Annotated in this window: 22 protein-coding genes; 15 read left to right on the plus strand and 7 right to left on the minus strand. The window is 71.9% G+C overall.

From position 1 onward, the window contains the following. Nucleotides 1–5: 5 nt before the first annotated feature. The 8 genes from EJ357_RS02645 to EJ357_RS02680 all read left to right on the plus strand — a co-directional run bounded on the left by EJ357_RS02645 (nucleotide 6) and on the right by EJ357_RS02680 (nucleotide 9542). Nucleotides 6–806: a class I SAM-dependent methyltransferase gene (locus tag EJ357_RS02645; protein ID WP_126388201.1), complete on the plus strand. Its 801-nt coding sequence runs from the start codon at nucleotides 6–8 to the stop codon at nucleotides 804–806. Further along, entirely contained in the window at nucleotides 803–4966 is a 4164-nt protein-coding gene (locus EJ357_RS02650; RefSeq protein WP_126388203.1) for an alpha-(1->3)-arabinofuranosyltransferase domain-containing protein, read from the plus strand. Before EJ357_RS02645 ends, EJ357_RS02650 begins: the two co-directional genes overlap by 4 nt. After that, on the plus strand, nucleotides 4963–6324 hold the full coding sequence (locus EJ357_RS02655) for a condensation protein (protein ID WP_228472930.1): 1362 nt from the start codon (nucleotides 4963–4965) through the stop codon (nucleotides 6322–6324). The genes EJ357_RS02650 and EJ357_RS02655 overlap by 4 nt, the downstream gene beginning before the upstream one ends. Beyond that, nucleotides 6321–7070, plus strand: coding sequence for a class I SAM-dependent methyltransferase (locus tag EJ357_RS02660; protein WP_126388205.1), 750 nt, complete (start codon nucleotides 6321–6323; stop codon nucleotides 7068–7070). The genes EJ357_RS02655 and EJ357_RS02660 overlap by 4 nt, the downstream gene beginning before the upstream one ends. Before the next feature lie 4 nt (nucleotides 7071–7074). Beyond that, nucleotides 7075–7983, plus strand: a complete 909-nt coding sequence (locus EJ357_RS02665) for a DMT family transporter (RefSeq protein WP_175647288.1) — start codon at nucleotides 7075–7077, stop codon at nucleotides 7981–7983. After that, entirely contained in the window at nucleotides 7980–8192 is a 213-nt protein-coding gene (locus EJ357_RS02670; protein ID WP_126388207.1) for a Trm112 family protein, read from the plus strand. The genes EJ357_RS02665 and EJ357_RS02670 overlap by 4 nt, the downstream gene beginning before the upstream one ends. Nucleotides 8193–8229: 37 nt before the next feature. Then, nucleotides 8230–8970, plus strand: a complete 741-nt coding sequence (locus tag EJ357_RS02675; RefSeq protein WP_126388209.1) for a TetR family transcriptional regulator — start codon at nucleotides 8230–8232, stop codon at nucleotides 8968–8970. Nucleotides 8971–9128: 158 nt separating this feature from the next. Further along, entirely contained in the window at nucleotides 9129–9542 is a 414-nt protein-coding gene (locus EJ357_RS02680) for a Zn-ribbon domain-containing OB-fold protein (protein ID WP_126399130.1), read from the plus strand. Here EJ357_RS02680 and EJ357_RS02685 read toward each other — a convergent pair. Next, on the minus strand, nucleotides 9524–10912 hold the full coding sequence (locus EJ357_RS02685) for a Gfo/Idh/MocA family protein (RefSeq protein ID WP_126388211.1): 1389 nt from the start codon (nucleotides 10910–10912) through the stop codon (nucleotides 9524–9526). The two genes, EJ357_RS02680 and EJ357_RS02685, sit on opposite strands and share 19 nt — an antisense overlap. 176 nt (nucleotides 10913–11088) lie before the next feature. On the opposite strand from EJ357_RS02685, the gene EJ357_RS02690 reads away from it, so the two are divergent. Next, a complete protein-coding gene (locus EJ357_RS02690) occupies nucleotides 11089–13851 on the plus strand; it encodes a hypothetical protein (protein ID WP_126388213.1) in 2763 nt (920 codons plus the stop codon). Between the two features lie 47 nt (nucleotides 13852–13898). Here EJ357_RS02690 and EJ357_RS02695 read toward each other — a convergent pair whose 3' ends face one another. After that, nucleotides 13899–14285: a PPOX class F420-dependent oxidoreductase gene (locus EJ357_RS02695; protein WP_126388215.1), complete on the minus strand. Its 387-nt coding sequence runs from the start codon at nucleotides 14283–14285 to the stop codon at nucleotides 13899–13901. A gap of 57 nt (nucleotides 14286–14342) precedes the next feature. Next, nucleotides 14343–15521 (minus strand): MalY/PatB family protein, encoded by a 1179-nt coding sequence (locus EJ357_RS02700; protein WP_126388217.1) that lies wholly within the window; start codon nucleotides 15519–15521, stop codon nucleotides 14343–14345. On the opposite strand from EJ357_RS02700, the gene EJ357_RS02705 reads away from it, so the two are divergent. After that, nucleotides 15520–16563: a hypothetical protein gene (locus EJ357_RS02705; protein WP_228472931.1), complete on the plus strand. Its 1044-nt coding sequence runs from the start codon at nucleotides 15520–15522 to the stop codon at nucleotides 16561–16563. The genes EJ357_RS02700 and EJ357_RS02705 overlap by 2 nt on opposite strands. A 96-nt stretch (nucleotides 16564–16659) precedes the next feature. Next, a complete protein-coding gene (locus EJ357_RS02710; RefSeq protein ID WP_126388219.1) occupies nucleotides 16660–18018 on the plus strand; it encodes a S1 family peptidase in 1359 nt (452 codons plus the stop codon). Nucleotides 18019–18129: 111 nt separating this feature from the next. Here EJ357_RS02710 and EJ357_RS02715 read toward each other — a convergent pair whose 3' ends face one another. Both EJ357_RS02715 and EJ357_RS02720 read right to left on the minus strand, forming a co-directional pair. Further along, a complete protein-coding gene (locus EJ357_RS02715; RefSeq protein ID WP_126388221.1) occupies nucleotides 18130–18315 on the minus strand; it encodes a hypothetical protein in 186 nt (61 codons plus the stop codon). 100 nt (nucleotides 18316–18415) lie between these two features. After that, entirely contained in the window at nucleotides 18416–19576 is a 1161-nt protein-coding gene (locus tag EJ357_RS02720; RefSeq protein ID WP_175647289.1) for an ROK family transcriptional regulator, read from the minus strand. A 179-nt stretch (nucleotides 19577–19755) separates the two neighbouring features. On the opposite strand from EJ357_RS02720, the gene EJ357_RS02725 reads away from it, so the two are divergent. From EJ357_RS02725 to EJ357_RS02740, 4 genes are all read left to right on the plus strand, one after another. Then, complete coding sequence (locus EJ357_RS02725) at nucleotides 19756–20721, plus strand: carbohydrate ABC transporter permease (protein WP_126388223.1); 966 nt, start codon at nucleotides 19756–19758, stop codon at nucleotides 20719–20721. A 19-nt stretch (nucleotides 20722–20740) separates the two neighbouring features. Then, nucleotides 20741–21667 (plus strand): carbohydrate ABC transporter permease, encoded by a 927-nt coding sequence (locus EJ357_RS02730; protein ID WP_126388225.1) that lies wholly within the window; start codon nucleotides 20741–20743, stop codon nucleotides 21665–21667. Nucleotides 21668–21731: 64 nt separating this feature from the next. Next, a complete protein-coding gene (locus EJ357_RS02735; protein ID WP_126388227.1) occupies nucleotides 21732–23063 on the plus strand; it encodes an ABC transporter substrate-binding protein in 1332 nt (443 codons plus the stop codon). Between the two features lie 14 nt (nucleotides 23064–23077). Then, nucleotides 23078–24280, plus strand: a complete 1203-nt coding sequence (locus EJ357_RS02740; RefSeq protein WP_126388229.1) for a Gfo/Idh/MocA family protein — start codon at nucleotides 23078–23080, stop codon at nucleotides 24278–24280. Between the two features lie 43 nt (nucleotides 24281–24323). On the opposite strand, the gene EJ357_RS02745 is transcribed toward EJ357_RS02740, so the two are convergent. Next, nucleotides 24324–25025, minus strand: coding sequence for a L,D-transpeptidase family protein (locus tag EJ357_RS02745; protein ID WP_126388231.1), 702 nt, complete (start codon nucleotides 25023–25025; stop codon nucleotides 24324–24326). A gap of 160 nt (nucleotides 25026–25185) precedes the next feature. Continuing rightward, nucleotides 25186–25983: an SDR family NAD(P)-dependent oxidoreductase gene (locus tag EJ357_RS02750; protein ID WP_126388233.1), complete on the minus strand. Its 798-nt coding sequence runs from the start codon at nucleotides 25981–25983 to the stop codon at nucleotides 25186–25188. Nucleotides 25984–25996 lie beyond the last annotated feature (13 nt).

The raw sequence follows: 25996 nt of genomic DNA on the forward strand, positions 1-25996 counted from the left end.
CGCACATGACTGAGGCCGTCGAACGCCCCCTCAGAGACCCCTCCCTGCGCAGATCGCTCACGCTGTTCCGAGCCTTCCTGCGGGAGCGGACCGACCCCGACCGCTGCTACTCCCTGCTGGCCCGCGACGCGGTCGCCCAGGTGGCACGCCACACGGACCTGCGCGGCCGGATCGTCCTCGACGTCGGCGGCGGCCCGGGGCACTTCACCGAGGAGTTCCGCCGCCGGGGCGCCCACGCCTACCTCTTCGAGCCCGACCCGCGCGAGCTGGGAGCGCGAGGTCGCCCGCCGCAGGGCGCGGTGGTCGCCGACGGCTACCTGCTGCCGGTGCCCGACGCGGTCGCGGACGTGTGCTTCACCTCGAACGTCCTGGAGCACGTGGCCGACCCGCAGACCTTCCTCAGCGAGCTGGTCCGGGTGACCCGGCCCGGCGGGCTGGTCTACGTCTCCTTCACCAACTGGCTCTCCCCGTGGGGCGGCCACGAGATGGCGCCCTGGCACTACCTCGGAGCAAGCCGGGCACGCGAGCGCCACCGGCGACGGACCGGCCGCGAGGCCAAGCACACCGTCGGCGAGAACCTCTTCCCCGTCCACATCGGGCCCACCCTGCGGCAGGTGCGCGCCCGCGAGGACGTACGCGTCGTCTCGGCCCGCTCCCGCTACTGGCCCGTCCTCCCGAGCGCCGTCACCCGGATCCCCGGGCTGAGGGAGTTCGCCACCTGGAATCTCCTGCTGATCCTGCGCCGCACCGGAGCCCCGGAGACGCCCGTCGGCACCCAGGCACGTCCCAGCGAGGCACGTTCATGAGCACCACCGTCCAGGCTCCCGCGCACGCCGCGCCAGCACCCGCACCGACCGCCGCGCCCGTCCAACGGCACGGGCGACGCCTGCTGTTCGGGTTCTGGGCAGCGGTCCTGACCGCGTTCTGCGCGGTGTCCCCGGGACGGATGACCTTCGAGACGAAGCTCGGTGTGGCGGCCGATCCGCTGCGGTTCCTCGGCGACCTCGGCAGGCTGTGGCACGACCGGGCGGGCTTCGGCGGCATCTCCGACCAGTACGTCGGTTACGCCTTTCCGATGCTGCCGTACTACGCCCTGACGGACCTGGCGCACCTGCCGGTGTGGCTGGCGGAGCGGCTGTGGCTGTCGATCGTCGTGACCACGGCGTTCTGGGGTGCGCTGCGGCTGGCGGAGCGGCTCGGTGTCGGTTCGTCCCGGACCCGGCTGCTGGGCGCGGTGGCCTATGCCCTGTGGCCCACCTTCACCGTCGTCGTCGGCTCCACGTCCGCCGCCGCGCTGCCCGGCGCCCTGCTGCCCTGGGTACTGCTGCCGCTGACCTCCGCGACGCTGAGCCCACGGATCGCCGCCGCCCGCTCGGCGCTGCTCGTGCCGTGCATGGGCGGAGTGAACGCGGCCTCAACTCTCGCCTCACTCCTGCCAGTCGGCCTGTACCTGCTCAGCCGCCCGAAGGGCCCCCGCCGTCGCACGCTGCTCGCCTGGTGGCTGCCCGGCGTGGTGCTGGCGACCGCCTGGTGGACGGTGCCGTTGCTGCTGCTGCGCTTCTACGGCGAGGACTTCATGCCGTACGTCGAGCAGGCGGACACCACCACCGCCACCATGTCCGCGACCGAACTGCTGCGCGGGGCGGGCAACTGGGTGGCGTACCTCCACTTCGGTGAGGCCTGGCTGCCGGCGGGCTGGACCGTCGCCGCTTCCGTGGTCACCGTGCTGGGCTCGGCGTTCGCGGCCGCCCTGGGCCTCGCGGGACTGGCCCGCCGGGACATCCCCGAGCGGCGCTGGCTGCTGCTGATCGTGCTGGCGGTGGCGCTGGTCGCCCTCGCCGGATACGGCGGCGCCCTCGGCGCGCCCTTCCACGACACCGTGCAGGGCTGGCTCGACGGCACCCTGCGGCCGTTCCGCAACATCTACAAGTTCCAGCCGGGACTCGCCCTCGCACTCGCCCTGGGCCTGGCACACCTGACGGCGGTGCTCGCCGAGCGCCGGGGCACCCGGGCGCCGTACGGCCGACGCCATGTCCCGGTGATCGCCGCGCTGCTCGTGCTGCCGGGCCTGGCCTGGCCGTACGCGAACGGCACCATCCTGCAGCCGGGCGCGTTCACCAAGCTGCCCGCCCACTGGGAGCAGGCCGCCGACTGGCTGGACGAGCACGCCGCGGACAGTCGTGCGCTCGTCGTACCGGCCACCGCGCACGGCATCCACACCTGGGGCTCCCCCATCGACCAGCCCTTCGACGTGCTGGCGAAGACCCGGTGGGCGCAGCGGGACTTCGTGCCGTTCGGCACCGCGGGCTCGCGCCGGGCCATGGACGCGGTCGAGCAGGCGCTGCTGACGGGTGGTGAGGTGCCGGGCCTGCGGGCGTATCTGGCGCGGGCGGGACTGCACGAGGTGGTCGTACGCAACGACCTCGACCCCGACCAGATCGGCTATGTACCGCCGCGGACGGTGCGGCGGACCCTGGAGGCCTCCGGCTATCGCAAGGCCGCAGGATTCGGCCCGCTGGTGACCGCGGGGCGCATCCCCGCCGACACGCCCATCCAGGTGCAGGGCCTCTACCCGCGTCTCCAGGCGGTCGAGATCTACGAGCCCGAAGGCGCCGCCGGGCGACCGGGGCAGGTCGGCATCGCCGCGGCCGGGGACACGGCCGTCGTGAGCGGCGGTCCCGAGGCGCTGCTCCAGCTCTCCGCCGACCCGGCGCTGCGCGACCGGCCCGCCGTGCTGGCAGGGGACGCCCATCCCGGCGTCGACGCCCCCGCGGTCAAGGCCGAGGCCGATGGAATGCGCCGCGCCGACACCCGCTTCGGCCTGGTCGACTCCAACACCTCGTACACCTACACGCCTACCGAGCGGAACCCCTCCGGCAGCCTCCAGGACCCGGGCGAGGAACCGAGGCAGATCCTGCCCACGCAGGGCGTGGACCATCAGACGACGGCCGTCCTGCGCGGCGCGGCGTCGGTGACCGCGTCCAGCAGCGGGAACTGGCTGTTCCATCTGCCGCAGTACGACCCGGTGAACGCCTTCGACGGCGATCCGGACACCGCCTGGGCCGAAGGCAGCCCCGGCGAACCCTCCAGCCAGTGGCTGCGGGTGGGCTTCGCCCGGCCGACCGATGTCCCCTCGGCACTCCAACTGACCCCACTGCCCGCGGACGCCACGCGGCCCGCCCCCACCCGGGTGCGGATCGAGACGGACCGGGGTTCGGTCGACAGCACCCTGCGGCCGGACGGTGAGCGGCAGTCGGTCCGCGCGCCCGAGGGCCGGGCGAAGTGGCTGAAGGTCGAGATCCTGGACGCCGAGTCGGCGCGCCCGGGGCTGTCGGGCGCCGGATTCTCCGAGGTGTCCGTGCCGGGCGTGCGGGTGACCCGGCTGCTGGCCCTGCCGACCGACGCCGAGCGCATCGACGCCGACGCGCAGGTGTACTCGCTGCACCGCGGCACCGACCCGGGCGGGCTCGCTCCGGGCTCCACGGAGGCGGGACTGCACCGGCAGTTCCACACCCGGGGCGACACGAGCGCGTACGACGTGTCCGCCCGGGCCGTGGCCGTACCCGGCGACGAACTGGACCGCCTGCTGGACCGCGTCGCGCCGCAGCAGCGCCAGAGGATCACCGCGTCCGCCGACTCCACGAGCCGCGACGGGACCGCGCTCGGCGCGCGGAACCTGGTCGACGGCGACCTGACGACCGCCTGGATCGCCGGGGACCGGCCCGTGATCCATCTGAGCTGGCCCGGGCGGAAGAAGATCGACGAGATCGTCTTCGGGGCGGCGGGCGGCCTGTCCTCCCGTCCCCAGGAGGTGCGGATCAGCTCGCCGCACGGCACGGCGACGGCCGAGGTGGACGCCGACGGACTGGCGCGGTTCGAGGCGATCACCACGGACCGCCTCGACATCACGGTCACCAGGACCGCGCCGCTGACCCTCTACAACCCCGTGGCCGACGAGCGGCTCCAACTCCCGGTGGGCCTCAGCGAGGTGTACGTGCCCGCGCTGGCCGACCTGCGAGTCCAGCGGCCCGGGCCGGACGCCCGCTTCTCGCTGCCGTGCGGGCAGGGCCCGGCGCTCGACGTCGACGGCATGCTCCACCCGACGAAGGCGTCCGGCCAGGTCCGTGATCTGACGGAGCGTCGGCCGGTGAAGGTGGAGCTCTGCGGGGACGAGGCGCGGGCGGGCGGTGTGGAACTGGCCTTCGGCAGGCACCGCGTGGAGGCCACCGGCACCGGTCCGCTCGCCGTCACGGACGTCACGCTGTCCCGGGGCGAGCCGCGCGCCGCCTCCGGTACGGCGGGCCGTGAGGTCACCGTGCGGGAGTGGGCCGGCGACAGCCGGGAGGTCTCCGTGTCCGCCGGGTCGGGCGCGGCGGCCTACCTGCGGACCTACGAGAACCTCAACGACGGCTGGAAGGCCACGCTCAACGGTGAGGAGCTCACCCCGGTCCGGCTCGACGGCTGGCAGCAGGCCTGGCTGATCCCGGCCGGGAAGTCCGGGACCGTGCGCATGGAGTACGAGCCCGCCGGGCTGTACCGCGCCGGGCTGATCGGCGGGGCGGTCGGTGTCGCCGCGCTCGTGGCCCTCGCCTTCGCCGGCCGGCACCGTGCGGCTCGAAACGCCGCCGGGGACACAGGAGTTCCGCCTGCCCCGGGTCCGGTTCTCGGCACTGTGGCGCTTACTGTCGTCCTGGCGCTGGTGGCGGGGCCCCTCGCTCTGGTGGTGCCCGTGCTCGCGGTGGTCGCCCGGGTACGGCCCGGCGCCCTGGTGCCGGTCGCGGCGGTGGCCATGGCGGGGGCGGGCATCGCGGCGGCCACGGGGGCGGGCGCGCCGGTCGCCGCGGATCTCGGGGCGTTCGGCGCCATCGCGCAGGTGCTGGCGCTCGTGGCCCTGGCCGCGGCCGTGGTGACGAGCGGCACGGGCGGGCCGAGAACCCGCTTCGGCGGGAGGGGTGGTGCGCGGTGAGCGCACCTCCGGTGGAGCCCCGTGTCGGGCGTGGCAGGGCTCCGGTGTCGGCACGGCTGGCGTTCCCGACCGTCGACGAGGTGTCCCGGCACATCCTCCGCGACGACGAGCCGGAGACGGTCCACATCGAGGTCCATCTGCCCGGCCGGCCGAACCCGCGGCGACTGCAGGAGGCGTTCCACCGGGCCCTGCTCGTCCACTCCCGGATCCTCGTACGCCAGGCGCCGCACCGCTGGTACCGGCGGTCCTACGAGTGGGAGCTGACGGGCACGCCCGACGTGGACCCGGTGAGTTTCGCCGGGCCGGGGCGCGACGCGCTGGCCCGCGCGCGGTCCCGGGCGCTCGCGCTGTGCCCGCCGCTGTCCCAGTCTCCGCCCGTGCGGCTGGAGGTGGTCGCGCTGGACGGCGTACGGACCGTCCTGCTGCTCACCCTGCACCACACCGCGCTCGACGCGCCGACCGGGCTGCGGGTTCTCGCGACGACGGCCGCGCTCTACGGAGGAGGGGAGAGCGCGGCCGTGGGAGGGATCTCGCCCCCGCGCCGGGAGCAGGTCATACAGCGCGGGGACGGCCGTGTGCGACGGGTCCGGCCCGCACGGCTGGCCTCGTCCACCGTTGCCCGGCCGCCGCGGGCGGGCGCGGCCGCCAACGGCATGCTGCTGAGGGAACTGCCGCTGCCACAACCGGATCCGGCGGCTCCGTGGACCGTCAACGACCGGCTCCTGGTCGCCGCCTCCCTGATGGTGAGCCGCTGGAACCACTCCCACGGCGGGCCCTACCGCCCGGTGCGGATCACCATGCCCGTGGACGACCGTGCCCGCGACCTGGCGATGCCCCTCGGGAACGGGACACGTCTCGTCGAGGTGCCGGTGACGCCGCGGGACCGGTCCGACGTGCCGCTGCTCCTGGCCCCGCGTCCGGATCCGGCCGCGGTGACCCGGCTGCTGCACACCACCGCGCGGCGCACCCGTGCGCTGAAGGCGCAGCGCCGCGCACCGCTCGGACCGGGGGCGTCCCTGCTGACGGCACCCGTGCTTCCGGTCGGGCTGCGCGGCGGGCTCACCCGTGGCGTGCGACGGGCCGTCGCCCCGTGGACGTCGACCCTGCTGCTCAGCAACCTCGGGCGGCTGCCGTATCCGCTGGACTTCGGCGATGCGGGGCGGGCCGGTGCCGTGTGGTTCTCCGCGCCCGCCCGCATGCCTCGCGGCCTGAGCCTGGCGGCGGCCTCCACCGGCGGCCGGCTGCACATGACGCTGCGCTGGTCGCACGACCTCCTCGACGACGCGGCCGGCGCCGCCCTGGCCCGTCTCTTCGAGGAGTGCCTCTGTACGACGTACGGCCCACGGAGCACGCCATGACCGCCCACGCCCCTGCCCACGCCCCCGCCCCCGGTCTGCGCGACTTCTACGAGGACCCCGCCGTCCCGGTCGCCTCCGGCGAGGTCCGCAGCCGACTCCAGGCGCGGATGCTGGCCCGCGCGCTCGGGCCCGTGCGGCCGGGCCGCGCGCCCGCGACCGTGCTCGACGTGGGGTGCGGGGACGGCTCGGCGGCGGCCGTCGCGACGCGGATCCTGGACGGGCACCGGATCGTGGGCGTCGACTGGTCGCAGGACGCGCTGCGCCGGGCGGCGCTGCGGCTGCCCGGGGTGGTGCGGGGCGAACTGTCCGACGGCGGGCTTCCGTTCGCGTCCGGCAGCGCGGACGCGGTGCTGTTCAGTGAGGTCGTCGAGCATCTCGTCAATCCCGACAGTGCCCTCGACGAGCTGCGCCGGGTGCTGCGGCCGGGCGGCCATCTGATGCTCTCCACGCCGAATCTCGCCGCCTGGTACAACCGGGCGCTGCTGCTCGGCGGTGTGCAGCCCGTCTTCTCGGAGGTGAGCCTGCGCCGGGTCCACGGCCGGCCGGGCAGCCAGGTGGTGGGCCATCTGCGGCTGTTCACCGCGCGTGCGCTTCGGGAGTTCGTGACCGCGTCCGGGTTCGAGGTCGTACGGCTTCAGGGCGCGCCCTTCCACGGGGTTCCGCGTCCGCTGCGCCCGCTGGACCGGCTGGCCTGCCAGGTGCCGTCCGTGGCCTCGATCCTCCTCGTGCACGCGCGGCGGAGGTAGCGCGATGGTGTGGGCAGTGGCCGCGGCGCTGCTGGCGAACGTCCTGTACAGCACCGGGTTCGTGCTGGAGAAACGGGCGCTGGCCGGGCTGCCGCCGCTGTCCGCCGGACGGCCGGGCCGGGCGGTGCTCCTGCTGGCCGGCAGCCCGCTGTGGCTCGGTGGAGCGGTGGCCCTGGCCCTGGGCTTCGCCGCTCAGCTGGCCGTCTACCGTGTGCTGCCGATCGCGGCCGCCCAAGGGCTGTTCGTCACCGGGCTCGTGCTGCTGCTCCTGCTCTCCTCGGTGGTGCTCGGCGAGCGGCTGACGGCCGGGGAGCGGCGCGGTCTCGCCGTCATCGGGGTGGCGCTGCTGATGATGCTGGCCTCCCTGCACGACGGCACCGAACCGATCGCCCGCACCGCTCCGGCCGGCCCCCTGCTCGCCCTGTGCCTGCCCACGCTCGCCCTCGGCCTGTGGCTGTACGGCACGGCCGAGCGCCGCGCCCGGCGGCACGGCGACCGTGCGGCGCCTACGGGCGTGGTGTACGCGGTGGCGATCGGGCTGGTGTACGGGGTGAGCTCGCTCGCGATCAAGGGCGTGTCGGGACAGCTCGCCACCGCGGGGCCCGGCGGCGCCGTCCCGGCCCTGCTCCGCTCCCCCTACCCCTACCTGCTGCTCCTCACCGGAGCCTGTGGCCTCGTGCTCTCGCAGACCGCCCTGCAGCGCTGCCGGGCCTCGCTGATCGTGCCCGTGTGCACCACCGTCACCTGTGTGTTCGGCGTGGCGGGCGGCACGGTCGCGTTCGGCGAACCGCTCCCCCAGGACCCGCTGCGGCTCGTCCTGTGCCTGGGCGGCACCGCGCTCGCCCTGGCCGTCGTACTGACCCTGCCCCGTCACCAGACCGACCGACCCGCCCCTGAAGGGAACCGCCGATGAGGCCCGACGACCCGTTGCTGAAGATCCTGGTCTGCCCGCTCGACAAGGGCCCGCTGATCCTGGACGGACAGGGATCCGCGCTCTACAACCCCCGCCTGCGGCGCCGCTATCCGGTGATCGACGGCATCCCGCAGCTCCTTCCCGCCTCCGGGGAACCGGTGACGGACACGGAGCTCGCAGCACTCAGTACCCCGCCACCAGCGCACTGAGTGCCATCAGCCTCGCTCTGGTGCTACGTTCCCGTTCATGAGCTCCAGCAGTGCGGCGCCCGGCCGCGGCGAGAAGGCGCAGGCCGCGACGGCGAAGCCCCCGATGCGGGAGGCCCTGGTCGCGGCGGCGTTCCAGCTGTTCACCGAGCGGGGCTACGAGCAGACGACGGTCGACGACATCGTGGCGCTGGCCGGTGTCGGGCGGCGGTCGTTCTTCCGTTACTTCCCGTCCAAGGAGGACGTGGTCTTCCCCGACCACGAGCGGTGCCTGGCCGACATGACGGCCTTCCTCGCCACGAGCGGCGCGGAGCACGAGCCGGTGCGCCGGGTGTGCGACGCGGCCCGGCTGGTGCTGCGCATGTACGCGGAGAACCCGGCCTTCTCGGTGCAGCGTTACCGGCTCACCAAGAGGGTTCCGGGGCTGCGCGCGTACGAACTGTCGGTGGTGTGGCGCTACGAGCGCGCCCTGGCCGAGTATCTGCGGGAGCGCTTCGCCGGCCGGCGCGACGGAACCCTGCAGGCCGACGTGATCGCCGCCGCCGTGGTCGCGGCGCACAACAACGCGCTGCGTTCGTGGCTGCGGTCGGACGGGCAGGGCGACTCGAGCGCCGCGGTGGACCACGCGCTGGGGTACGTGCAGTCCGCCTTCGGTGTCGCTCCCGCCCCGGGTCCCGCGCTCGACGAGGAGCCCGACGACGTGGTGGTCGTGGTGTCCCGGCGCGGCGCCCCGCTGTGGCGGGTCGTGCAGGAGATCGAGACCACGCTCGGGCGCGACTGATCCGGGATCCCGCCAGATTCAGGGTACGGAGTGCCTTTACGTATGGCACTGAGTGCCATACGCTGCGGCTGTGCGCGGTGGCACGGTGAACCGCGCACGTGCGTGCCCGGATGACCCGAGCACGCGGGATTCCGGCCGAGCGCAGGGAGTTGACCAGCGTGTACCACCACTCAGGCAGCGTTGTTCGTCAGACCGCCGGCTTCGGGGCCGGTCTCCTCGACCCCGCGGCTCCGGACACGGACGCCATGCTCTTCCAGCGCTGCACCTGGTGCGGCACCGCCATGTACCACCGGCTGCTGTGCCCGGTCTGTCAGGGCAGTGATCTGCGCACCGAGCGCAGTGAGGGCGTGGGCACGGTCCGCCACTCCACCGTGCTGCACCGCAACACCCCCGCCGCGCGCAACGTGTCGCTGGTCGAGATGGCCGAGGGGTTCGTCGTACGCGGCCGGGTCATGGGCCCGCCCATCGGCATCCACAGCGGCGACCGGGTCCGGCTGTCCACGGCGAAGGACCCGGTCCGGGGCGAGCCGGTGTTCCAGCTGGTCGACGAGCCCTACCGGGCCTGGACCTGAGCCGCCTGTCCCCGACCGCCTGAGGCGTCCCGGATCCCGGGGAGCAACTCCCGTACGTCGACGGGCCGCCCGCTCTCGAAGCACTGGTTCGCGGCGAGCCCGACGGCCAGGGCCAGCGCTCCGTCGCGTTCGCTCGCCGTGGGGTGCCCGGCCGGATCCGCGTCGACCGACCGCGCGGGATCGACGGGGCCGAAGAGGGCGTCGAGCATGCGCGGGTCTCCCCCGCCGTGCGCCTCGTGGGCGGTCACGAGCGGAACGTCCACCGGAGGCCGCCACAGCGGACGCAGCGTGAGCCTGGCGCCGCCCGCGTGCTCGGCCGCCGTGTCCCCGTGCAGCGCCCCGCTGCGCGAGCTGATCGTGGTCCGGGGCCGCTGCCAGCGGCTCTCCTCGACTTCGAGTTCCAGTCGTCCGGCGCTTCCGTTGAACATCACCCGGTAGCCCTCCCACGGGGAGTACGCGGTGAGGTGGTACGTCATCGTCGTGCCCTTGGCGTACCGCACCAGGACGGCCATGTCGTCCTCGATGGTGACGGGCCCGTCGAAGACGTTGCGGTCGCGGACGTAGCCGTCGTCCCGCTCGGCGTCGAGGTAGAGGGCGCGCAGGGTGTCGTCGGCCGCCAGGTCCAGGGCGAAGGGGTCGTCGGCGGCCCGGTCGGCGCCGTGGGCGCGGTCGTAGTCCCGGCGCAGCCCGTGGCGTTCGCCCGCCGCACGGCCGTAGAAGCCGAGCCGCCCGTAGCCGAAGACGTCCCTCGGCTCGTCGGCGAGCCACCAGTTGACCAGGTCGAAGTGGTGGCCCGACTTGTGCACCATCAGACCGCCGCTGTGCCGCTTCTCCCGGTGCCAGCGGCGGAAGTAGTCGGCGCCGTGGCGTACGTCGAGCAGCCACTCGAAGTGCACGGAGAGGATCTCGCCGATCGCGCCCTCGGCGAGCAGGGCGTGGACCTTCTCGTGCACCGGGTTGAAGCGGTAGTTGAAGGCTACGGTCAGGGAGTTGCCGGTCTCTTGGACCGTGTCGAGGATGCGGGCGCAGCGGTCGGCGTCGACGGTCATCGGCTTCTCGGTGACCACGCGGCAGCCGGCCTTCAGGGCCGGGACGATGTACCGGTCGTGCTCGGCGTCGACGGTGGTGACGACGACCTCGTCGATCTCCTCCTTGGCGAGCAGGTCGGCGAAGCGGTCCGGCTCCCACTGGGTGGCGAGGGGTTCGCCGGCCTCGGTCAGCAGCCGGTTGTGGAAGGCCATGCGGGTGGGGCTGGGGTCGCAGAGGGCGGCGACCAGGTGGTCGGGGCGTTCGGCGAGGGCCCGGGTGAAGGTCTGGGCGCGGTGGCCGGTGCCGACAACGGCGGCGCGATGACGGGGGGTTCGGCTCATGGGGGTGGCCTTTCCCGTCGGCCGGTCACCCAGTCCTCGATGAGACGGACCGCGCGGCCGGAAATGGTACGCGGCACCGCACCCCCTTCCTTCACAGGCAACGCACAAGCATCTCCTGCCGTCCTCTCGGAGTGAGGGCTCCGGGGCCGTCCCGGGGCGAGCGGAAGGAGGGGCACGTGATCCGTGCCCGAATATGGGTCACCGCTGTGGCGTTACTCGCGGTGGTGGGGGCGTCGCCAGGGTGGGCGCAGGCTCAACCGGCCTCCGGCGTACGGGCGTTGGCTGACCCGGTCGACGAGGGCGCCGGTCTGCCGGACGACTGGAGCATCACCGGTGAGGGCGCCGCGCGGAAGCTGGTGTGGCGGTCCGACGAGCGTGTGCCCATGGGGGATGCCCGGGTCGAGTTCTACGCAGGCGACCGCCTGCTCGGCCGTCCCGCCCCCGGGAAGGACGGGCGCACCTTCCGGCTGGGCCTCGACGGGGTCCGTCTGGATTCCGTGCGGGACCTTGAAGTACGGGCCGCCGGACGCCGGTTGGACGCACCCGACACCACGTCCGGCGCACGCTCCGCGGTGACCGTCCCGCAGCGGCTGCCGGTGAACCAGGTCGACCCCGGCAAGCCGGGCGCCTACCGGACCGTCACGGGCGAGTACGACCTCGACCCGGTGCGGCTGCCCGGTTTCACCGAGCCGGTGGAGATGCGGGCGGTGGTGGTGGCGCCCGAGAACGCCGACGGCCGCCGTCCGTTCGCTCTCTTCCTGCACGGACGCCACTTCACCTGCTACACCCCGCAGGGCGAGATCACCGGCGACTGGCCCTGCGCCGCCGGCTCCAAGCCGGTGCCGAGCCACCGCGGCTATCTGCGCGACCAGCGACTCCTGGCCTCCCAGGGCTATGTGACGGTGTCGATCTCCGCCAACGGCATCAACGGCCAGGACTGGCAGGCCGAGGACGGCGGCGCGCAGGCCCGTTCCTCGCTCGTCCGGCAGCATCTCGCCCGCTGGGCCGACTGGTCCGCCCACCCGGCCACGGCGCCGCAGACCGTACGCAAGGCGCCCAAGGCCGATCTGTCCCGGGTGCTTCTGGTGGGTCACTCGCGGGGCGGCGAGGGCGTCAACCGGGCCGCGATGGACAGCCTTTACGCGCCGCCCGCGGACCAGGACGGCTATCACGGCCCGGTGCGCTGGCGCATTCGCGGCACCGTCCTCATCGGCCCGACGATCTTCGGCCAGAATCCGGTCGCCGATGTGCCGTCGATGACGATCCTGCCGGGTTGTGACGGCGACGTCTCCGACCTGCAGGGCGAGGTGTACGTCGACGGCACCCGCGGGGTGAGCAAGGGCAGCGCGCTGCACAGCGCCGTGTACATGGTCGGCGCCAACCACAACTTCTTCAACAGCGAGTGGACGCCGGGGCAGGCCGTGGCGCCCGCCGACGACGACTTCTGGCACGACGAGGAGCAGCCCGACCGGGTCTGCTCCCCCGGCACGAGGACCCGGCTGACCGCCGACCAGCAGCACAAGGCCGGCGCCACCTACATCGCCGCGGCGGCACGGCTGTTCGTCGCCGGGGACGACCGGGTCCGCCCGCTGCTCGACGGCTCGGGCCGCCGCGCCCCCTCGGCCGGTCCCGCGCACGTCCTGACCCACGCGGTGGGCGCGAAGCGCGGTCCCGGCTTCCTGCCGGACGGCAAGGTCGCCGTGAGCGGCGCCCGGCTGTGCTCGGCGGTGGATCCCGCCGCGGCCAAGGCCTGCCTCTCGTCGGAGACGGCCGGGGGCTCACCGCACTTCGCGCGGTGGGACACCGACCGTGAGCCCGGCCGCCGAGCGGTCGCGCTGAGCTGGACGGCGGCGGGAACCGCGGCACGGATACGGCCTCAGCAGCCGCTGTCCCTCACCGGCGCCAAGGCCCTCGCGCTGCGCGTCATCGTGCCGCCCAACACCACCGGGACGCAGCTGGACGTCTCCGTCACCGACGTCTCCGGACGGCACCGGACCCTCGGCCGGGTCAAGGTCGACGGGCTGCCGGGGTCGGACCGGACCGCCTCGTACTGGGCGCGTGAGGTGCGCGTCCCGATCGGGGCCGACGACGCGGCCGCCCTCGACCTGAAGCACGTCAAGTCCCTGGAGCTGACGCCGCGCACGAGGTCCGGGCGGGCCTGGCTGATGGACGCCTGGGCGTGGCGGCCGGGCACGCCTCCCGTGCGGGAGGCGTCACTGCCCCGGGTCGACGTCGGCCGGCTCACCGTCAAGGAGGGTGACTCGGGCGTCAGGACCTACCGGGTGCCGGTGCGGGTCTCCGGGCAGGGCAGCGGGCAGGTACGCCTGTTCGTCGCCGACCCGGTCACGGGCAAGGTCACGGACCGGCTGGTGACGGTCCGGCCCGGGACGCAGGGCATCGACGTACCGGTGAAGGTCGAGGGCAACACGCGCTACGGCTATGAACTGGCGCACGACGTGTTCGTGAAGGCGGTCCGCACTTCCGTGGTCGGCTCCCACCGGGGCGGGGTGACCGCGGAGAACGACGACCCGATGCCCTCGATCTCCGTGAGCCCGGTCGCCGACCGAGTGGCCGAGGGGAAGCCGCTGAAGTGGCGGGTCTCCCTGTCCGCGGTGGCCGATGTCGAGATCGGCGGCTCGTTCACCGTGCTGCCGGTCACCGGTGGCCAGGAGCTGTCGACGAAGGACGTCGACCCGCGCTGGCTCATGGACCACTCCGGTGCCTCCCCTGATCCGGAACGCCCGTTGTCCAAGGTGGACGGTCTGTACTTGTGGGCATCCGTCGACGCCGGGGAGAAGAGCACGGAGTTCGTGGTGCCGACGCTCAAGGACGGCGTGGCCGAGCCGGCCGAGTCGGTGCGCCTGCAGATGAGCGACGACACCGGTGAGCCGGTGCCCGGCACTCCAGTGCTGACGGGCACGGTGGTGGACGCCCCGTGACACGTCACCGGCCGTCCGTGACGTAGGTCCGGGCGCGGTGAGGCGGATCAGGGCGTCAGCGTGATCCGGATGCCGACTGTGCCGTTCACACCACGGCGCAGTCGGCTGCCGAGCAGCGTGAGGCGGCCGGTGATCCCGTACTTGCGGGCGATGAGCCTGCGGTAGCGGGCGCCGGTCGCCTCGTCGCAGATCTCGGCGGTGGCGGGGACCGACTCGCCGGTGGGCCTGCCGCGCAGGTCACAGGGGCCGACGAGGACGTCGGCGCGGGCCCGGACGCGCTTGACCTTCCAGGAGTCGGCGACCGTCCACACACCGAGCGCGTCCCCGTCGCGGACCACCCAGACCGGGGTGGGCACGCCGGTGCCGTTCTTGCGGTAGCTGGTGATGAGCAGGTATTTGCCCGCTCCGAGGTGTTCCAGCGACGTGTCGTCCATGGCCGGAAGTGTAGGCAGCGGGTGGGACGCCGGCCGTCGCGCCCCACCCCTGCCCGGTCAGTCGAGTGCCGCGGCCATCCGCCGTACGCCCTCCGTGATCAGCTCGGGCGATGTCGCCAGGTTCAGCCGTACGTGCCCCGCGCCGCCGGTCCCGAACGGGATCCCGGAGTTCAGTGCGACCCGGCCGCGGTGCAGGAAGACGTCCGCCGGGTCCTCGTCGAGGCCGAGGGCGCGGCAGTCGAGCCAGGCCAGGTAGGTGGCCTCACCTGGGCGGTAGGTGATCGCCGGGAGGTGCTCGGCCAGGAGGTCCGCGAGCAGGCGCCGGTTGTCGTCGAGGCCCGCCAGGAGGGCGTCGAGCCAGCCGGTGCCGTCGCGCAGGGCGGCGGTGTGGGCGATGACGCCGAGGTGGCTCGGCCCGTGGCTGACCTCTTCGGGCAGGCGGGCCAGGTCGGCGGCGGCAGCGGGCCCGGCGACGGCCAGGGCCGCCTTGAGTCCGGCCAGGTTCCAGGCCTTCGACGCGGACATCAGCGACAGCCCGCTCCCGCCGCCCGGGACGCTCAGGTACGGCACGAAGTCGACGCCGTCGGCGGTGAGGGGTGCGTGGATCTCGTCGGCGACGACGCGCACGCCGTGCCGGTCGGCGAGGGCGGCCACGGCCGACAGTTCCGCCGCGGTGTGCACGGTGCCGGTCGGGTTGTGGGGGCTGCACAGCAGGAAGGCGGCGCGCCTGCCGCCCGCGACCGCCCGCCGGAAGGTGGCGTCCAACGTGTCGAGGTCGATGCGCAGGTCAACGCCCAGCGGAGCCTCCACCACCTGCCGGTCCATGTGCTCGACGAACTGGTGGAACGGCGGATACACCGGTGAGTTCACCACGACCGGATCGCCCGGACCGGTGACCAGCTTGAGCATCTCCACCACGCCGAGCATCACGTCGGGCACGATCGCCGTCCGCTCCACGGCGAGCCCGCCCCAGCCCCACCGCTTGTCCGCGAACCCGGCGAGCGCCTCCGCGTACCCGGTGCCCGCCGGGTAGCCGGTGTCGCCGAGGGCGAGGGCGTCGGTGACCGCGCGGACGATCGGTTCGGCGAGCGGTACGTCCATCTCGGCCACCCACAGCGGCAGCACGTCGTCGGCGTAGGTGCGCCACTTCATGCTCGTGCGACATCGCAGGCGGTCCAGGGTCAGGGCGCGAAAAGGATTTGGTTCTGCGGACGTCTCGTGCGGGATCCTGGTCATGGGGCACAAGATAGGGGGCTGTGCGGTGGCCGGGAACGGCGAGAACGCGGCGTGGGCGGTGCCGCGCCGCGGTTTTCTCGAAGTGGCCTGCGACGAGTCGGGGTCGGACGGTGAGAATCTCACCGGCGGGAACACCGATGTCTTCGCGCACGCCAGTGTGCGACTGCCCGTGGAATCGGCCGCCGCATGTGTCCAGCAGGTCCGGGACCGGATTCGTTCGCCCGCGTCGGAGTACAAGGCGAACCATCTGCTGCGGGAGAAACACCGGGCGGTGCTGGAATGGCTGCTCGCGCCCGCCGGTCCGATCCATGGGAACGCCCAGGTGCATCTGATCGAGAAGGCGTACTTCGTCGTGGACCGGGCCGTCGACCTGCTGCTCGGCGACGCCGCCGACGCGCTCGGCCTGTACCGGGCGGGGCGAGGGGAATTCGGCGATGAACTCTGGCGGGAATTCCTGACGGCGGCCAACCAGTTGCTGCGGGTCAGGAACGACGGTGCGCCCCAGGAGCCCGTCGACGCGTTCTTCCGCACGGTGCAGGCGCTGCGACGCGCGGATCGCCGTACGGAATTGGCCGGAACACTCGACCGACTCACGGTGTCCCGGGCCCGCGCCGATTCCTATCGGGCGCGACTGGTGGACGGACCGACCCTCATTCCGGTCCTCAATCCCCTGCTGCCCGCCATCGTGAACACGGCCGCCTTCTGGAGTGCCGGTGGACGCCCTGTGCGGCTCGTCCACGACCGGCAGAACATGCTGACGCCGGAACGCATCGCCTGGATCGGGGAGACGGCCCGGCGGGCCGGTATCGGCTTCGGTGGGCTGCGGCTGGTGCACTCGGTGCTCGATCCTCGGGTGCAACTCGCCGACTTCCTCGCGGGGATCGCCCGCAAGATCGCCTCCGACGAGCTGAACGGACAGGGCGATACGGCACTCACCGCACTGCTGCGCCCGTACGTGGACCCGGCGTCGATATGGGGCGACGAGCGCAGCTGGGCGGTGCTCGGGCGGACCCGGGCACAAGAACGATCACCTGTGCGGTGAACACGGGCGGCCCGGGCCACGTATGGAGTGAGGGTGCTCAACCACGGGAGGGCCCCGCGGCGTTGACGCCGCGCTGTACTGGTTCGGGAGCCATGCATGAGGCACGCACGACGACGTCTCGTCCGGCGAGTGACACGGCTGGCGGCGGTCGGCGGACTCCTCCTCGGAGGAACGATGGTCACACGCGCCGTGGCGAGCGAACCACCGGACGCCTCCGCCGTCCCCCGCACGTACGCGGCTTCGGCCGCCGACACCGGCAGCGGTCTCGTCTCCCGTCTGGGCACGTCCCGTACGGCGGGCAGCTGGCTCGGTGCCGGCGGGAAGCCGGTCGTCGCGGTCACCGACGAGGAGGCGGCCGCCGAGGTGCGCAAGGCCGGTGCCGAGGCGAAGATGGTCGACCACAGCATGGACGAGCTGAAGTCGGCGACGTCCACGCTGCGTTCGGCGCCGCGCGTGGCCGGCACGGCGTGGGTCATGGACTACCAGTCCAATGAGGTGGTGGTACGGGGCGACAGCACCGTCTCCGCCGCCGACTGGTCCCGGATGACTCAGGTCGCGGGCGACATCGGGGGCTTCGTGCGCATGGAGCGCACCGAGGGCACGTTCACCACACGGCTCAACGGCGCGCTGCCGCTGCTGTCGACCGCCGGGCGCTGTTCGGCGGGCTTCAACGTCACCGACGGACAACGCGACTTCATCCTCACGGCCGGGCACTGCGGGCCGAACGGTTCGGTGTGGTTCGCCGACAACCGGGGCGAGCAGCAGATCGGCCAGACGATCCAGCAGAACTTCCCCGGCGGTGACTTCTCCCTCGTGGAGTACGCGAACGGGGACGCGGGCGACGGCGCCGACGTCGTGTCCATCGGCGACGGCAAGGGGGTGCGGATCACCGGCTTCGCGGATCCCGCCGTCGGACAGCGGGTGTTCCGCAGCGGCAGTACGAGCGGGCTGCGTGACGGCGAGGTGACGGGGCTCAACGCCACGGTCAACTACCCCGAGGGGACGGTCACCGGGCTCATCGAGACGAACGTGTGCGCCGAACCCGGGGACAGCGGCGGTCCGATGTTCTCCGAGGGGGTCGCGCTGGGAGTGACCTCGGGTGGCAGCGGCGACTGCAACGCGGGCGGTACGACGTTCTTCCAGCCGGTGACGAAGGCGCTGCAAGCGCTGGACGTCAAGCTGATCGTGACGGCGCAGAACGGTGCGGGTCAGGGTGCCTCTCCGGCGCCGTCGGCGACGCAGAGCGCGATCGCGCCCGATGACGCCTCACCCGGCTCGTCGGTCTCGGTGAGCGGCGCCTCGACGCTGCTGTCCCGCCTCGCGGACCCGAAGAACGTCGGTCCCGGTCTGCTGGTGGTCGCGGGCAGCCTGGTCGCGCTGGCGGCGACCCGGTTCATCCGGGCGGAACAGGACCGCAAGGCGTACCGGCGGTACTACTCGGCGACGTGGGGCTGAGGCCGGCCGCACGACAAAGGCACCCCTGGTCTCAGGGGTGCCCGGTGAGGATGGTGCGACGGGTGGTGAGGTGATCCGAGGAGGGCGTTCGGGACGGGCCGAGGCGAGTGCTCAGGCCGCCTTCTCCGACTGCGGGGCCGCTGCGGCCCACTCCAGGACCAGGCGCTGGTACTCCTCGCGCTGCTCGACGCTCAGTGTCCCGCCCGACCGGCGCCACAGCGCCCGGATCTCCTCGTTGACCTCGTCAGCCGATCGCTCGGAGGCGAATTCAACAGTGGTGGACATGCTGTGAAGCATAAGGCTCCAGGGGTGAAGGCGCTGTGAGTAAGCTCGCACAATGCGGGCATATCGGACCGTGTTGCTGATCACGTCCATCTGTCAACACCCCTCGCCGAGTTCAGGCGTCCACCGCCCCCAGCACCAGCACCTGGATCGCCAGCACGGCGGCGCCACGTGCCCAGTCGTGAAAGTCGGACACCTTGGTCTCCAGGTCGATCGGCGCCGCGAGCGGGTGCCGGTGGGCGCGGATGGTCTCCGCCACGGTCTTGCCGGCGACGTCCATGAGCCCCACCCCCTCTCCGGCGAGCAGGATCTTCTGCGGCAGCACGAAATTGCCGATCTGGGCGACCAGGGTGCCCAGCGCACGGGCCGCCTCCTCGATCACCCGGGCGGGCATCGGCTCACCGGCCGCGGCGAGCCGCAGGATCTCCTCGTACGTCCTGTCACGGCCGGTGGCGGCCTGCACCTGGTAGCGGATGTTGGGGATGGTCAGCAGTGAGACGGCGCTGCCGCGCGCACCGTCGGGGGTGAGCGGGCCGTTGGGGTTCACGATCCAGTGCCGCCCGAAACCGCGGTCCTCCTCGGCGTACGGCACCCGCTTGCCGCCCAGGACCAGGCCGTAGCCGATGCCGGCGCCGATGGTGAGCACGACGAAGCGGTCGAGGCCGCGGCCGGCACCGAACCAGGTCTCGGCCTCGACGAGGGCGGCCACGTCATTCTCCACGACGACCGGCAGCCCCGTGCGCTCCTCGACCAACTCGGCGAGCGGGACGTCGCTCCAGTGCAGGAACGGGGATTCCCCGACCACGGCACGGTCCTCCACGAGACCGCCCACGCCGATGCCGATGCCGGCGAGCCGGGGGTGGTCACCGGCGAGTTCGTCGGCCATCTCCCCCAGCAGGTCCACGACTTCGGCGGGGTCGTGGGTGGTGAGGGGCCGGTCGTGGCGGGCGACGATCTCGCTCCTGAGCGTGGTCACGACGCCGTAGACCATGTCGTCGGTGATCTTGAACCCGACGAAGGAGAGGGACTCGGCGACGACGTCCAGCGGCTGGGACGGGCGGCCCTGACGCACCTCGACCGGGGCGCCCGCCTCGGGGACCTCGACGAGGAGGCCCGACTCGATCAGCGGCTTGGTCAGCCGGGTGAGGCTGCCCGCGGACAGGTTGAGCCGTCCGGCGAGTTCGGTGCGCGACAGTGGTCCGCCGAGCAGAACCTCGATCGCGACGGAGCGTTCACCGGGGCTGAGCGGAAGCCAGCTGGCGGCTACTGGGGTCATGGTCGTCAGGCTCCCACACGATTCTTTCCCGCATGATTTCTTTCTCCGCGAAATCAACCAGGCCAGTGTAAGGCGACGGGATCGGCCAGGAGAAGATACCGACGCACCTCTTGACGGTTGGATTCTTCCGCAACAAAAGTAAGTGGCCGAGGACGAGCCGCAGACGAGGGAGTCTCCCGATGACCATCGCCTCCAGCAGCCCTCCGTCGCGTCTGCCGTTGGGCGACGCCACGGGGGCAGGGACGAAACAGCGGACCAGGCGGGCGGCATCCCGCGAGACCCAGGGGGACGGGCGGCTCGCCGCGGTGTTCATCGCACCGGCGCTGCTGGGCTTCGCCGTCTTCCTGCTCTGGCCGACGCTGCGGGGCATCTACCTGAGCTTCACCCGCTTCAACCTGCTCACTCCGGCGGAGTGGGTGGGCCTGGACAACTACGTGCGGATGGTCAACGACCCGATCTTCTGGGACTCGCTGACGGTCACCGTCGAGTACGTGGTCATCAACATCGGGGTGCAGACGGTCTCGGCGCTCGCCATCGCGGTGCTGCTGCAGCGGCTGACGCAGTCGGCGGTGCTGCGGGGGATCGTGCTCACGCCGTATCTGATGTCCAACGTCGTCGCGGGCATCGTCTGGCTCTGGATCCTGGACACCCAGCTCGGCATCGGCAACGAGATCATCTCGGCGGTCGGTGCGGACCGGATACCGTTCCTGGCCGACGAGACCTGGGCGATCCCGACGATCGCCCTGATCAACGTATGGCGGCACGTCGGATACACCGCGCTCCTGCTCTTCGCGGGACTCCAGGCCATCCCGGGCGACGTCTACGAGGCAGCCAAGGTGGACGGCGCGAGCGAGTGGCGGATGTTCTGGCGGATCACCATGCCGCTGCTGCGGCCGGTCCTGGCGGTCGTTCTGATCATGACGGTGATCGGCTCGTTCCAGGTGTTCGACACGGTCGCGGTGACGACCGCGGGCGGTCCGGCGAACGCGACCAACGTCCTGCAGTACTACATCTACGGCGCCGCCTTCGGCCGCTTCCAGTTCGGCTACGCGTCCGCCATGTCCGTCGCCCTGCTGGTGGTGCTCAGCGCCATCACCGTCATCCAGTACCGGCTCACCCGGGCCGGCCAGACCGACCTCGGCTGAGGAGAAGGGAGAGACCGGCATGGCTGCTGTGACCGCTCCGACGACACAGACCCGGGTACGACCCGTCAGGCGCCGCCCTTCCCCGGGGCGGATCGCGGCCTGGGCGGCGATGGCCGCGATCGTGCTCGTCACCCTGCTGCCGTTCTACTGGATCCTGCGCACCGCGCTGTCCACCAACACCGCGCTCGCCGCCCACCCCGGCGACCCGCTCCCCGTCGACCTGACGACCGGTGGCTTCGAGCGGGCGCTGGGTCTGCAGTCCACCGAGGAGGCGATCGCCCAGGGCGGCGCGGGCGGCGGACTGAAGTTCTGGCGCTATCTGATCAATTCGGTCGTCGTGTCGACCCTGATCACCGGCTGCCAGATCTTCTTCTCGGCGATGGCCGCCTACGCCTTCGCCCGGCTGCGCTGGCGCGGCCGGGACAAGGTGTTCGGTCTGTTCCTGGCCGGGCTGATGGTGCCCACGATCTTCACACTGCTGCCGAACTTCGTGCTCATCAAGCAACTCGGTCTCATCGACAACCTGTTGGGCATCGCCCTGCCCACGATGTTCATGACGCCGTTCGCGGTGTTCTTCCTGAGGCAGTTCTTCATGAACGTGCCCCGGGAGGTCGAGGAAGCGGCCCTGCTGGACGGAGCCGGGAGGATCCGGGTCTTCTTCCGGGTGATGCTGCCGATGGCGTCGACACCCGTGATCACCCTGGGCGTGCTGACGTACATCACCTCCTGGAACGACTACTTCTGGCCGCTGATGGTGTCGTACAGCGACAGTTCGCGCGTACTCACCGTGGCCCTGGCCATGTTCCGGGCACAGACCCCGCAGACCGGCTACGACTGGTCCGGCCTGATGGCGGCCACGCTCATCGCCGCTCTCCCGATGCTCGCGCTCTTCGCCGTGTTCGCGCGCCGCATCGTCAGCTCCATCAGCTTCACCGGGATCAAGTAAGGGGACAGGGATGCGAATTCGGATGCTCCCCCACGCTCGAATGAACTCGCGCGGGGGGACCCCCATGGTCACCGCACTGACCGGGGCCCTCGCGCTGTCCTTGGTCACCGGCTGCGCTCAGGGCGACTCCGTCTCGGCGGGCGGGAACACCGTGACGTACTGGCTGTGGGACGCCAACCAGCTGCCTGCCTACCAGGCCTGCGCGAAGGGCTTCGAGAAGAACAACCCGGGCCTGAAGGTGAAGATCACCCAGATGGGCTGGGCCGACTACTGGACCAAGCTCACCGCGAGCTTCATCGCGGGGACCGAGCCGGACGTCTTCACCGACCACATCCAGAAGTTCGGGCAGTTCGCCGACCTGAAGGTGCTCGAACCGCTGGACGACCTGGGCATCGACGACTCCGCCTACCAGTCGGGACTGGCCGCCAACTGGAAGGGCCAGGACGGCCACCGCTACGGCGCGCCCAAGGACTGGGACACCGTCGCCCTCTTCTACAACCAGAAGATGGCCAAGGAGGCCGGGCTCACCGCGGACCAGCTGAACAGCCTCTCCTGGAACCCGAAGGACGGCGGCACCTTCGAGAAGGCCATCGCGCGTCTGACCGTCGACAAGAACGGCAAGCGCGGCGACGAGGAGGGCTTCGACAAGAACAACGTCAAGGTGTACGGGATGGCGACGGGCGGTGCGGGCGACGCCGACGGTCAGACCACCTGGAGCCCGTTCGTCGCCTCGGCAGGCTGGAACTACACGGACAAGGCCCGCTGGGGCACCAAGTACCAGTACGACAGCGAGACCTTCCAGTCGGTGGTCGACTGGTACTTCGGCCTGGCGAAGAAGGGCTACCTCGCTCCCTTCACCGACTACACCGACGGAGCCAACCCGGCCAACGCCCAGGTCGCCTCCGGCAAGGCGGCGACCTCCTTCGACGGCGCCTGGATGATCTCCACGTACCACACCACCAAGGGCCTGGACGTCGGCACCGCACCCACGCCGATCGGCCCGACCGGCAAGCGGGCCACCATGATGAACGGCCTCGCCGACTCCGTCACCAAGAACTCCCGCAACAAGGAGGGCGCGAAGAAATGGGTGCGGTACCTGGCCTCCAACGAGTGCCAGAAGACCGTCGGCGGCTACGGCATCGTCTTCCCCGCAACCCCGGACGGCACCCGGGCGGCGGTGGCGGCGTACAAGAAGAAGGGCATCGACGTGTCCGCCTTCACCGAACCGGTCAACGACAAGAAGGACTCCGCCACCTTCTCCTTCCCGATCACCGACTACGCGGCGGACGTCTACTCCCTGATGCGCCCCGCGATGCAGGACGTCTTCGCCAATGACGCCCCGGTGAGCGGCCTGACCAGCACCAACGACCAGATCAACCTCGTCCTCGGCCAGTGAAAGGCATCCACTCCATGACGTTCTCCCTCGGCATCGTCGGCGCCGGCCAGTTCTCGGGCCAGTTCGCGAAACTGTTCCTGGCCCACCCCGGCGTCACCGACGTCTACGTCACCGACCTGCTCCCCGAACGAGCCGAACAACTCGCCGCCGCCGAAGGCCTGACCGGCACCTTCCCCTCGTACGAGGCCATGCTGGAGTCGGAGGCCGTCGACGCGGTCGCCGTCTTCACCCAGCGCTGGACGCACGGGCCGCTGGTGCTCCAGGGCCTGAACGCCGGCAAGCACGTCTACTCCGCCGTCCCCATGGCGATCACCACGGAGGAGATCGCGGCGATCATCGACGCGGTCAAGGCCACCGGGCTGACGTACATGATGGGTGAGACCAGCCAGTACAACCCGGCGACGGTGCACGCCCGCAACCAGATCGCGGAGGGCGCCTTCGGGCGGCTCTTCTACGCCGAGGGCGACTACGTCCACGACATGGATCTGGGGTTCTACGAGGCGTACCAGTACAGCGGCGGCGAGAACTGGAAGGCGACCGCCAGCTATCCCCCGCTGCTGTACCCGACCCACGCGGTGGGCGGCGTGCTGGGGGCGTGGCAGACGCACGCCGTGAGCGTCTCGGCGATCGGGGTCGTGGACGACCGGGGCGACGGTGTCTTCGACAAGGACGTCAGCCAGTTCGGCAACGACGTGTCCAACGCGACCGCGCTGTTCGAGGTGGCGGGCGGCGGCTCGTTCCGGACGAACGAGTTCCGGCGGGTCGGCTACCCGTCCCACATACGGGAGTCGCGTTTCCGGTTCTTCGGCACCGAGGCCAGCATGGAGCAGCTCGCCACGGTGGCCCTGTGGCAGGACAAGAAGGGCGTGAAGGACATCAGCGAGCTGCTGGAGCCCAAGCCCACCATGGCTCCTGACGATCCGTCACTCCAGCACATCGCGCCGGATCTGCGGGCCGCCTTCACCTCGGGTTCGGCGCCGGTGCACGACCGGTCGCGGCTGCCGCGGGAGTTCGACAACCTGCACAACGGCCACGAGGGCAGCCACCACTTCCTGGTGGACGACTTCGTGACCGCCGTCAACACCCGCACCCAGCCGTCCGTGAACGCGTGGGTAGCCGCCCGCTATACCCTGCCGGGCATCGTCGCGCACGAGTCCGCGCGGCAGGGTGGGGTCAGGCTGGAGATCCCGGACTTCGGGGACGCCCCGGAGGCGTGACGTTTCCCCGACATCGACTCGCAAGCCGGGTGCCTGTCCTGACTCAGGTGCCCGGCTTGCGGCCGTACACGTAGACGTCGTCGCCGTTCTTCAGCAGCGACCAGTACTTCTTGGCGTTGGTCTTGGTCATGTTGACGCAGCCGTGCGAGCCCGGCGGGTTCCACATGCTGACGCCGACGGAGTGGAAGGCCTGGCCGCCGTCGAAGAACTGGGCGTAGGGCATGGGCACGTTGTAGATGCTCGACACGTGGTCGATATTGCGCCAGTAGATCTTCTTCAGGCCCGTGCGGGTCTCGTAGCCGTTGCGGCCGGTGCGGACCGGTACGGGGCCGTAGACCAGCTTGTCGCCGTCCTGGATCCAGCTCAGCTGGAGCGTGAGGTTCACGCAGGCGATGCGGCCCTTGTTGACGGGGCACTTGCCGTCCTTGTTGGGCTTGTTGCCGACGGCCTTCTGCTTGTTCATCAGGTCCATCACGCCCCAGGTGACGGGACCCGCGTAGCCGGCGTTCGGGCTGATGCCGTGCTTGGTCTGGAAGGCCTGGATGGCCTTGCAGTCGGCGGCGGACTGCTTGCCGTCGACCGGTCGGCCGAGAAACTTCTCGACCTGCTTCTGGTACGGACCGGTCTGGGTCGTGCAGCTCGGGGCCGCCTGCGCCGGTGCGGCGCCGAGCGTGAGCGCGAGCGGTGCGACGAGTCCGCCGGTGATACCGAGTGCGACGGCGCGCCGTCTGCGTATGTCCCCCATGGCCGGGCCTTCCCTTTGCGTGTTCCTGTGGGCTTCTGCCTGGTAGACCAGCGCGTGGGGGTGTCGGTTGTGGCCCTGGCCGGGCTGTGACCAAACGGTGAAATTTGGCCAGGCCGGAGGTCTCGGAAGGTGGCATGGGTCACGCGGCGCGTCGGGCTCCTCAGGCGGGGTCCGAGTGCCGGACCGCCGCCTGGAATCCGGTGTTGACCGCGGTGAGGCCGCCGTCGACGGTGAGGGTGGTACCGGTGATCCAGGCCGCGTCATGGGACGCCAGGAAGGCGACCGCGGCGGCGATGTCCTCGGGTTCGCCGACCCGGCCCAGGGGGTACAGCCCGCGGACCGCGTCCAGGTCCGCCTCCCGCCCTTCCCAGGCGGAGGTGCGCACCGTGCCCGGCACCACCAGGTTGACGCGGACCCCTCGGGCCGCCGCGTGCCCGGCGAGAGTCCGGGTGAGGGAGCCGAGGCCGGCCTTGGCGGCGCTGTAGGCGTGGTTGCCGAAGTCCTGGAGGCCGTTGACGGAGCCGATGTTCACGATGGCTCCGCGGCCGGTGGCGGCCAGGTGCGGGAGGGCTGCGCGGCAGCAGCGGTAGGGGCCGGTCAGCGTGATGTCGAGGTCGCGGGACCATCCCTCGTCCGGGAAGTCCTCGAAGAGCGGGGGGTCGGGGGTGCACGAGGCCGCGCTGTTGACCAGGACGTCGAGCGAGCCGAAGGCCTCCACGGCGTGCGCGACGGCCGTCTCGACGGAGTCACGGTCGGCGACGTCGCAGGCCCGCGCCTCCGCCGTGAGCCCCACGTCCCGCAGGGCCGACGCGGTCTTCTCCGCCTCGGGTCCGTCCCGGTCGGTCACGAGGACGCGCGCGCCCTCCTCAGCGAGTCGGCGGGCGGTGGCCGCGCCGATGCCGCGGGCCGCACCGGTGACCAGGACCGCGTACCCCGCGAAGCGCGTTGTGTCCGTCATGGACCGCACCGTA

Source organism: Streptomyces cyaneochromogenes (genome assembly GCF_003963535.1).
Taxonomy (GTDB): domain Bacteria; phylum Actinomycetota; class Actinomycetes; order Streptomycetales; family Streptomycetaceae; genus Streptomyces; species Streptomyces shaanxiensis.

Bases quoted from the DNA above. Each gene is read 5' to 3' on its own strand.
- EJ357_RS02645 (WP_126388201.1), top strand. From the start codon at position 6: ATGACTGAGGCCGTCGAACGCCCCCTCAGAGACCCCTCCCTGCGCAGA.
- EJ357_RS02650 (WP_126388203.1), top strand. From the start codon at position 803: ATGAGCACCACCGTCCAGGCTCCCGCGCACGCCGCGCCAGCACCCGCA.
- EJ357_RS02660 (WP_126388205.1), top strand. From the start codon at position 6,321: ATGACCGCCCACGCCCCTGCCCACGCCCCCGCCCCCGGTCTGCGCGAC.
- EJ357_RS02665 (WP_175647288.1), top strand. From the start codon at position 7,075: ATGGTGTGGGCAGTGGCCGCGGCGCTGCTGGCGAACGTCCTGTACAGC.
- EJ357_RS02670 (WP_126388207.1), top strand. From the start codon at position 7,980: ATGAGGCCCGACGACCCGTTGCTGAAGATCCTGGTCTGCCCGCTCGAC.
- EJ357_RS02675 (WP_126388209.1), top strand. From the start codon at position 8,230: ATGAGCTCCAGCAGTGCGGCGCCCGGCCGCGGCGAGAAGGCGCAGGCC.
- EJ357_RS02685 (WP_126388211.1), bottom strand. From the start codon at position 10,912: ATGAGCCGAACCCCCCGTCATCGCGCCGCCGTTGTCGGCACCGGCCAC.
- EJ357_RS02695 (WP_126388215.1), bottom strand. From the start codon at position 14,285: ATGGACGACACGTCGCTGGAACACCTCGGAGCGGGCAAATACCTGCTC.
- EJ357_RS02705 (WP_228472931.1), top strand. From the start codon at position 15,520: ATGGGGCACAAGATAGGGGGCTGTGCGGTGGCCGGGAACGGCGAGAAC.
- EJ357_RS02700 (WP_126388217.1), bottom strand. From the start codon at position 15,521: ATGACCAGGATCCCGCACGAGACGTCCGCAGAACCAAATCCTTTTCGC.
- EJ357_RS02710 (WP_126388219.1), top strand. From the start codon at position 16,660: ATGAGGCACGCACGACGACGTCTCGTCCGGCGAGTGACACGGCTGGCG.
- EJ357_RS02715 (WP_126388221.1), bottom strand. From the start codon at position 18,315: ATGCTTCACAGCATGTCCACCACTGTTGAATTCGCCTCCGAGCGATCG.
- EJ357_RS02720 (WP_175647289.1), bottom strand. From the start codon at position 19,576: ATGACCCCAGTAGCCGCCAGCTGGCTTCCGCTCAGCCCCGGTGAACGC.
- EJ357_RS02725 (WP_126388223.1), top strand. From the start codon at position 19,756: ATGACCATCGCCTCCAGCAGCCCTCCGTCGCGTCTGCCGTTGGGCGAC.
- EJ357_RS02730 (WP_126388225.1), top strand. From the start codon at position 20,741: ATGGCTGCTGTGACCGCTCCGACGACACAGACCCGGGTACGACCCGTC.
- EJ357_RS02735 (WP_126388227.1), top strand. From the start codon at position 21,732: ATGGTCACCGCACTGACCGGGGCCCTCGCGCTGTCCTTGGTCACCGGC.
- EJ357_RS02740 (WP_126388229.1), top strand. From the start codon at position 23,078: ATGACGTTCTCCCTCGGCATCGTCGGCGCCGGCCAGTTCTCGGGCCAG.
- EJ357_RS02745 (WP_126388231.1), bottom strand. From the start codon at position 25,025: ATGGGGGACATACGCAGACGGCGCGCCGTCGCACTCGGTATCACCGGC.
- EJ357_RS02750 (WP_126388233.1), bottom strand. From the start codon at position 25,983: ATGACGGACACAACGCGCTTCGCGGGGTACGCGGTCCTGGTCACCGGT.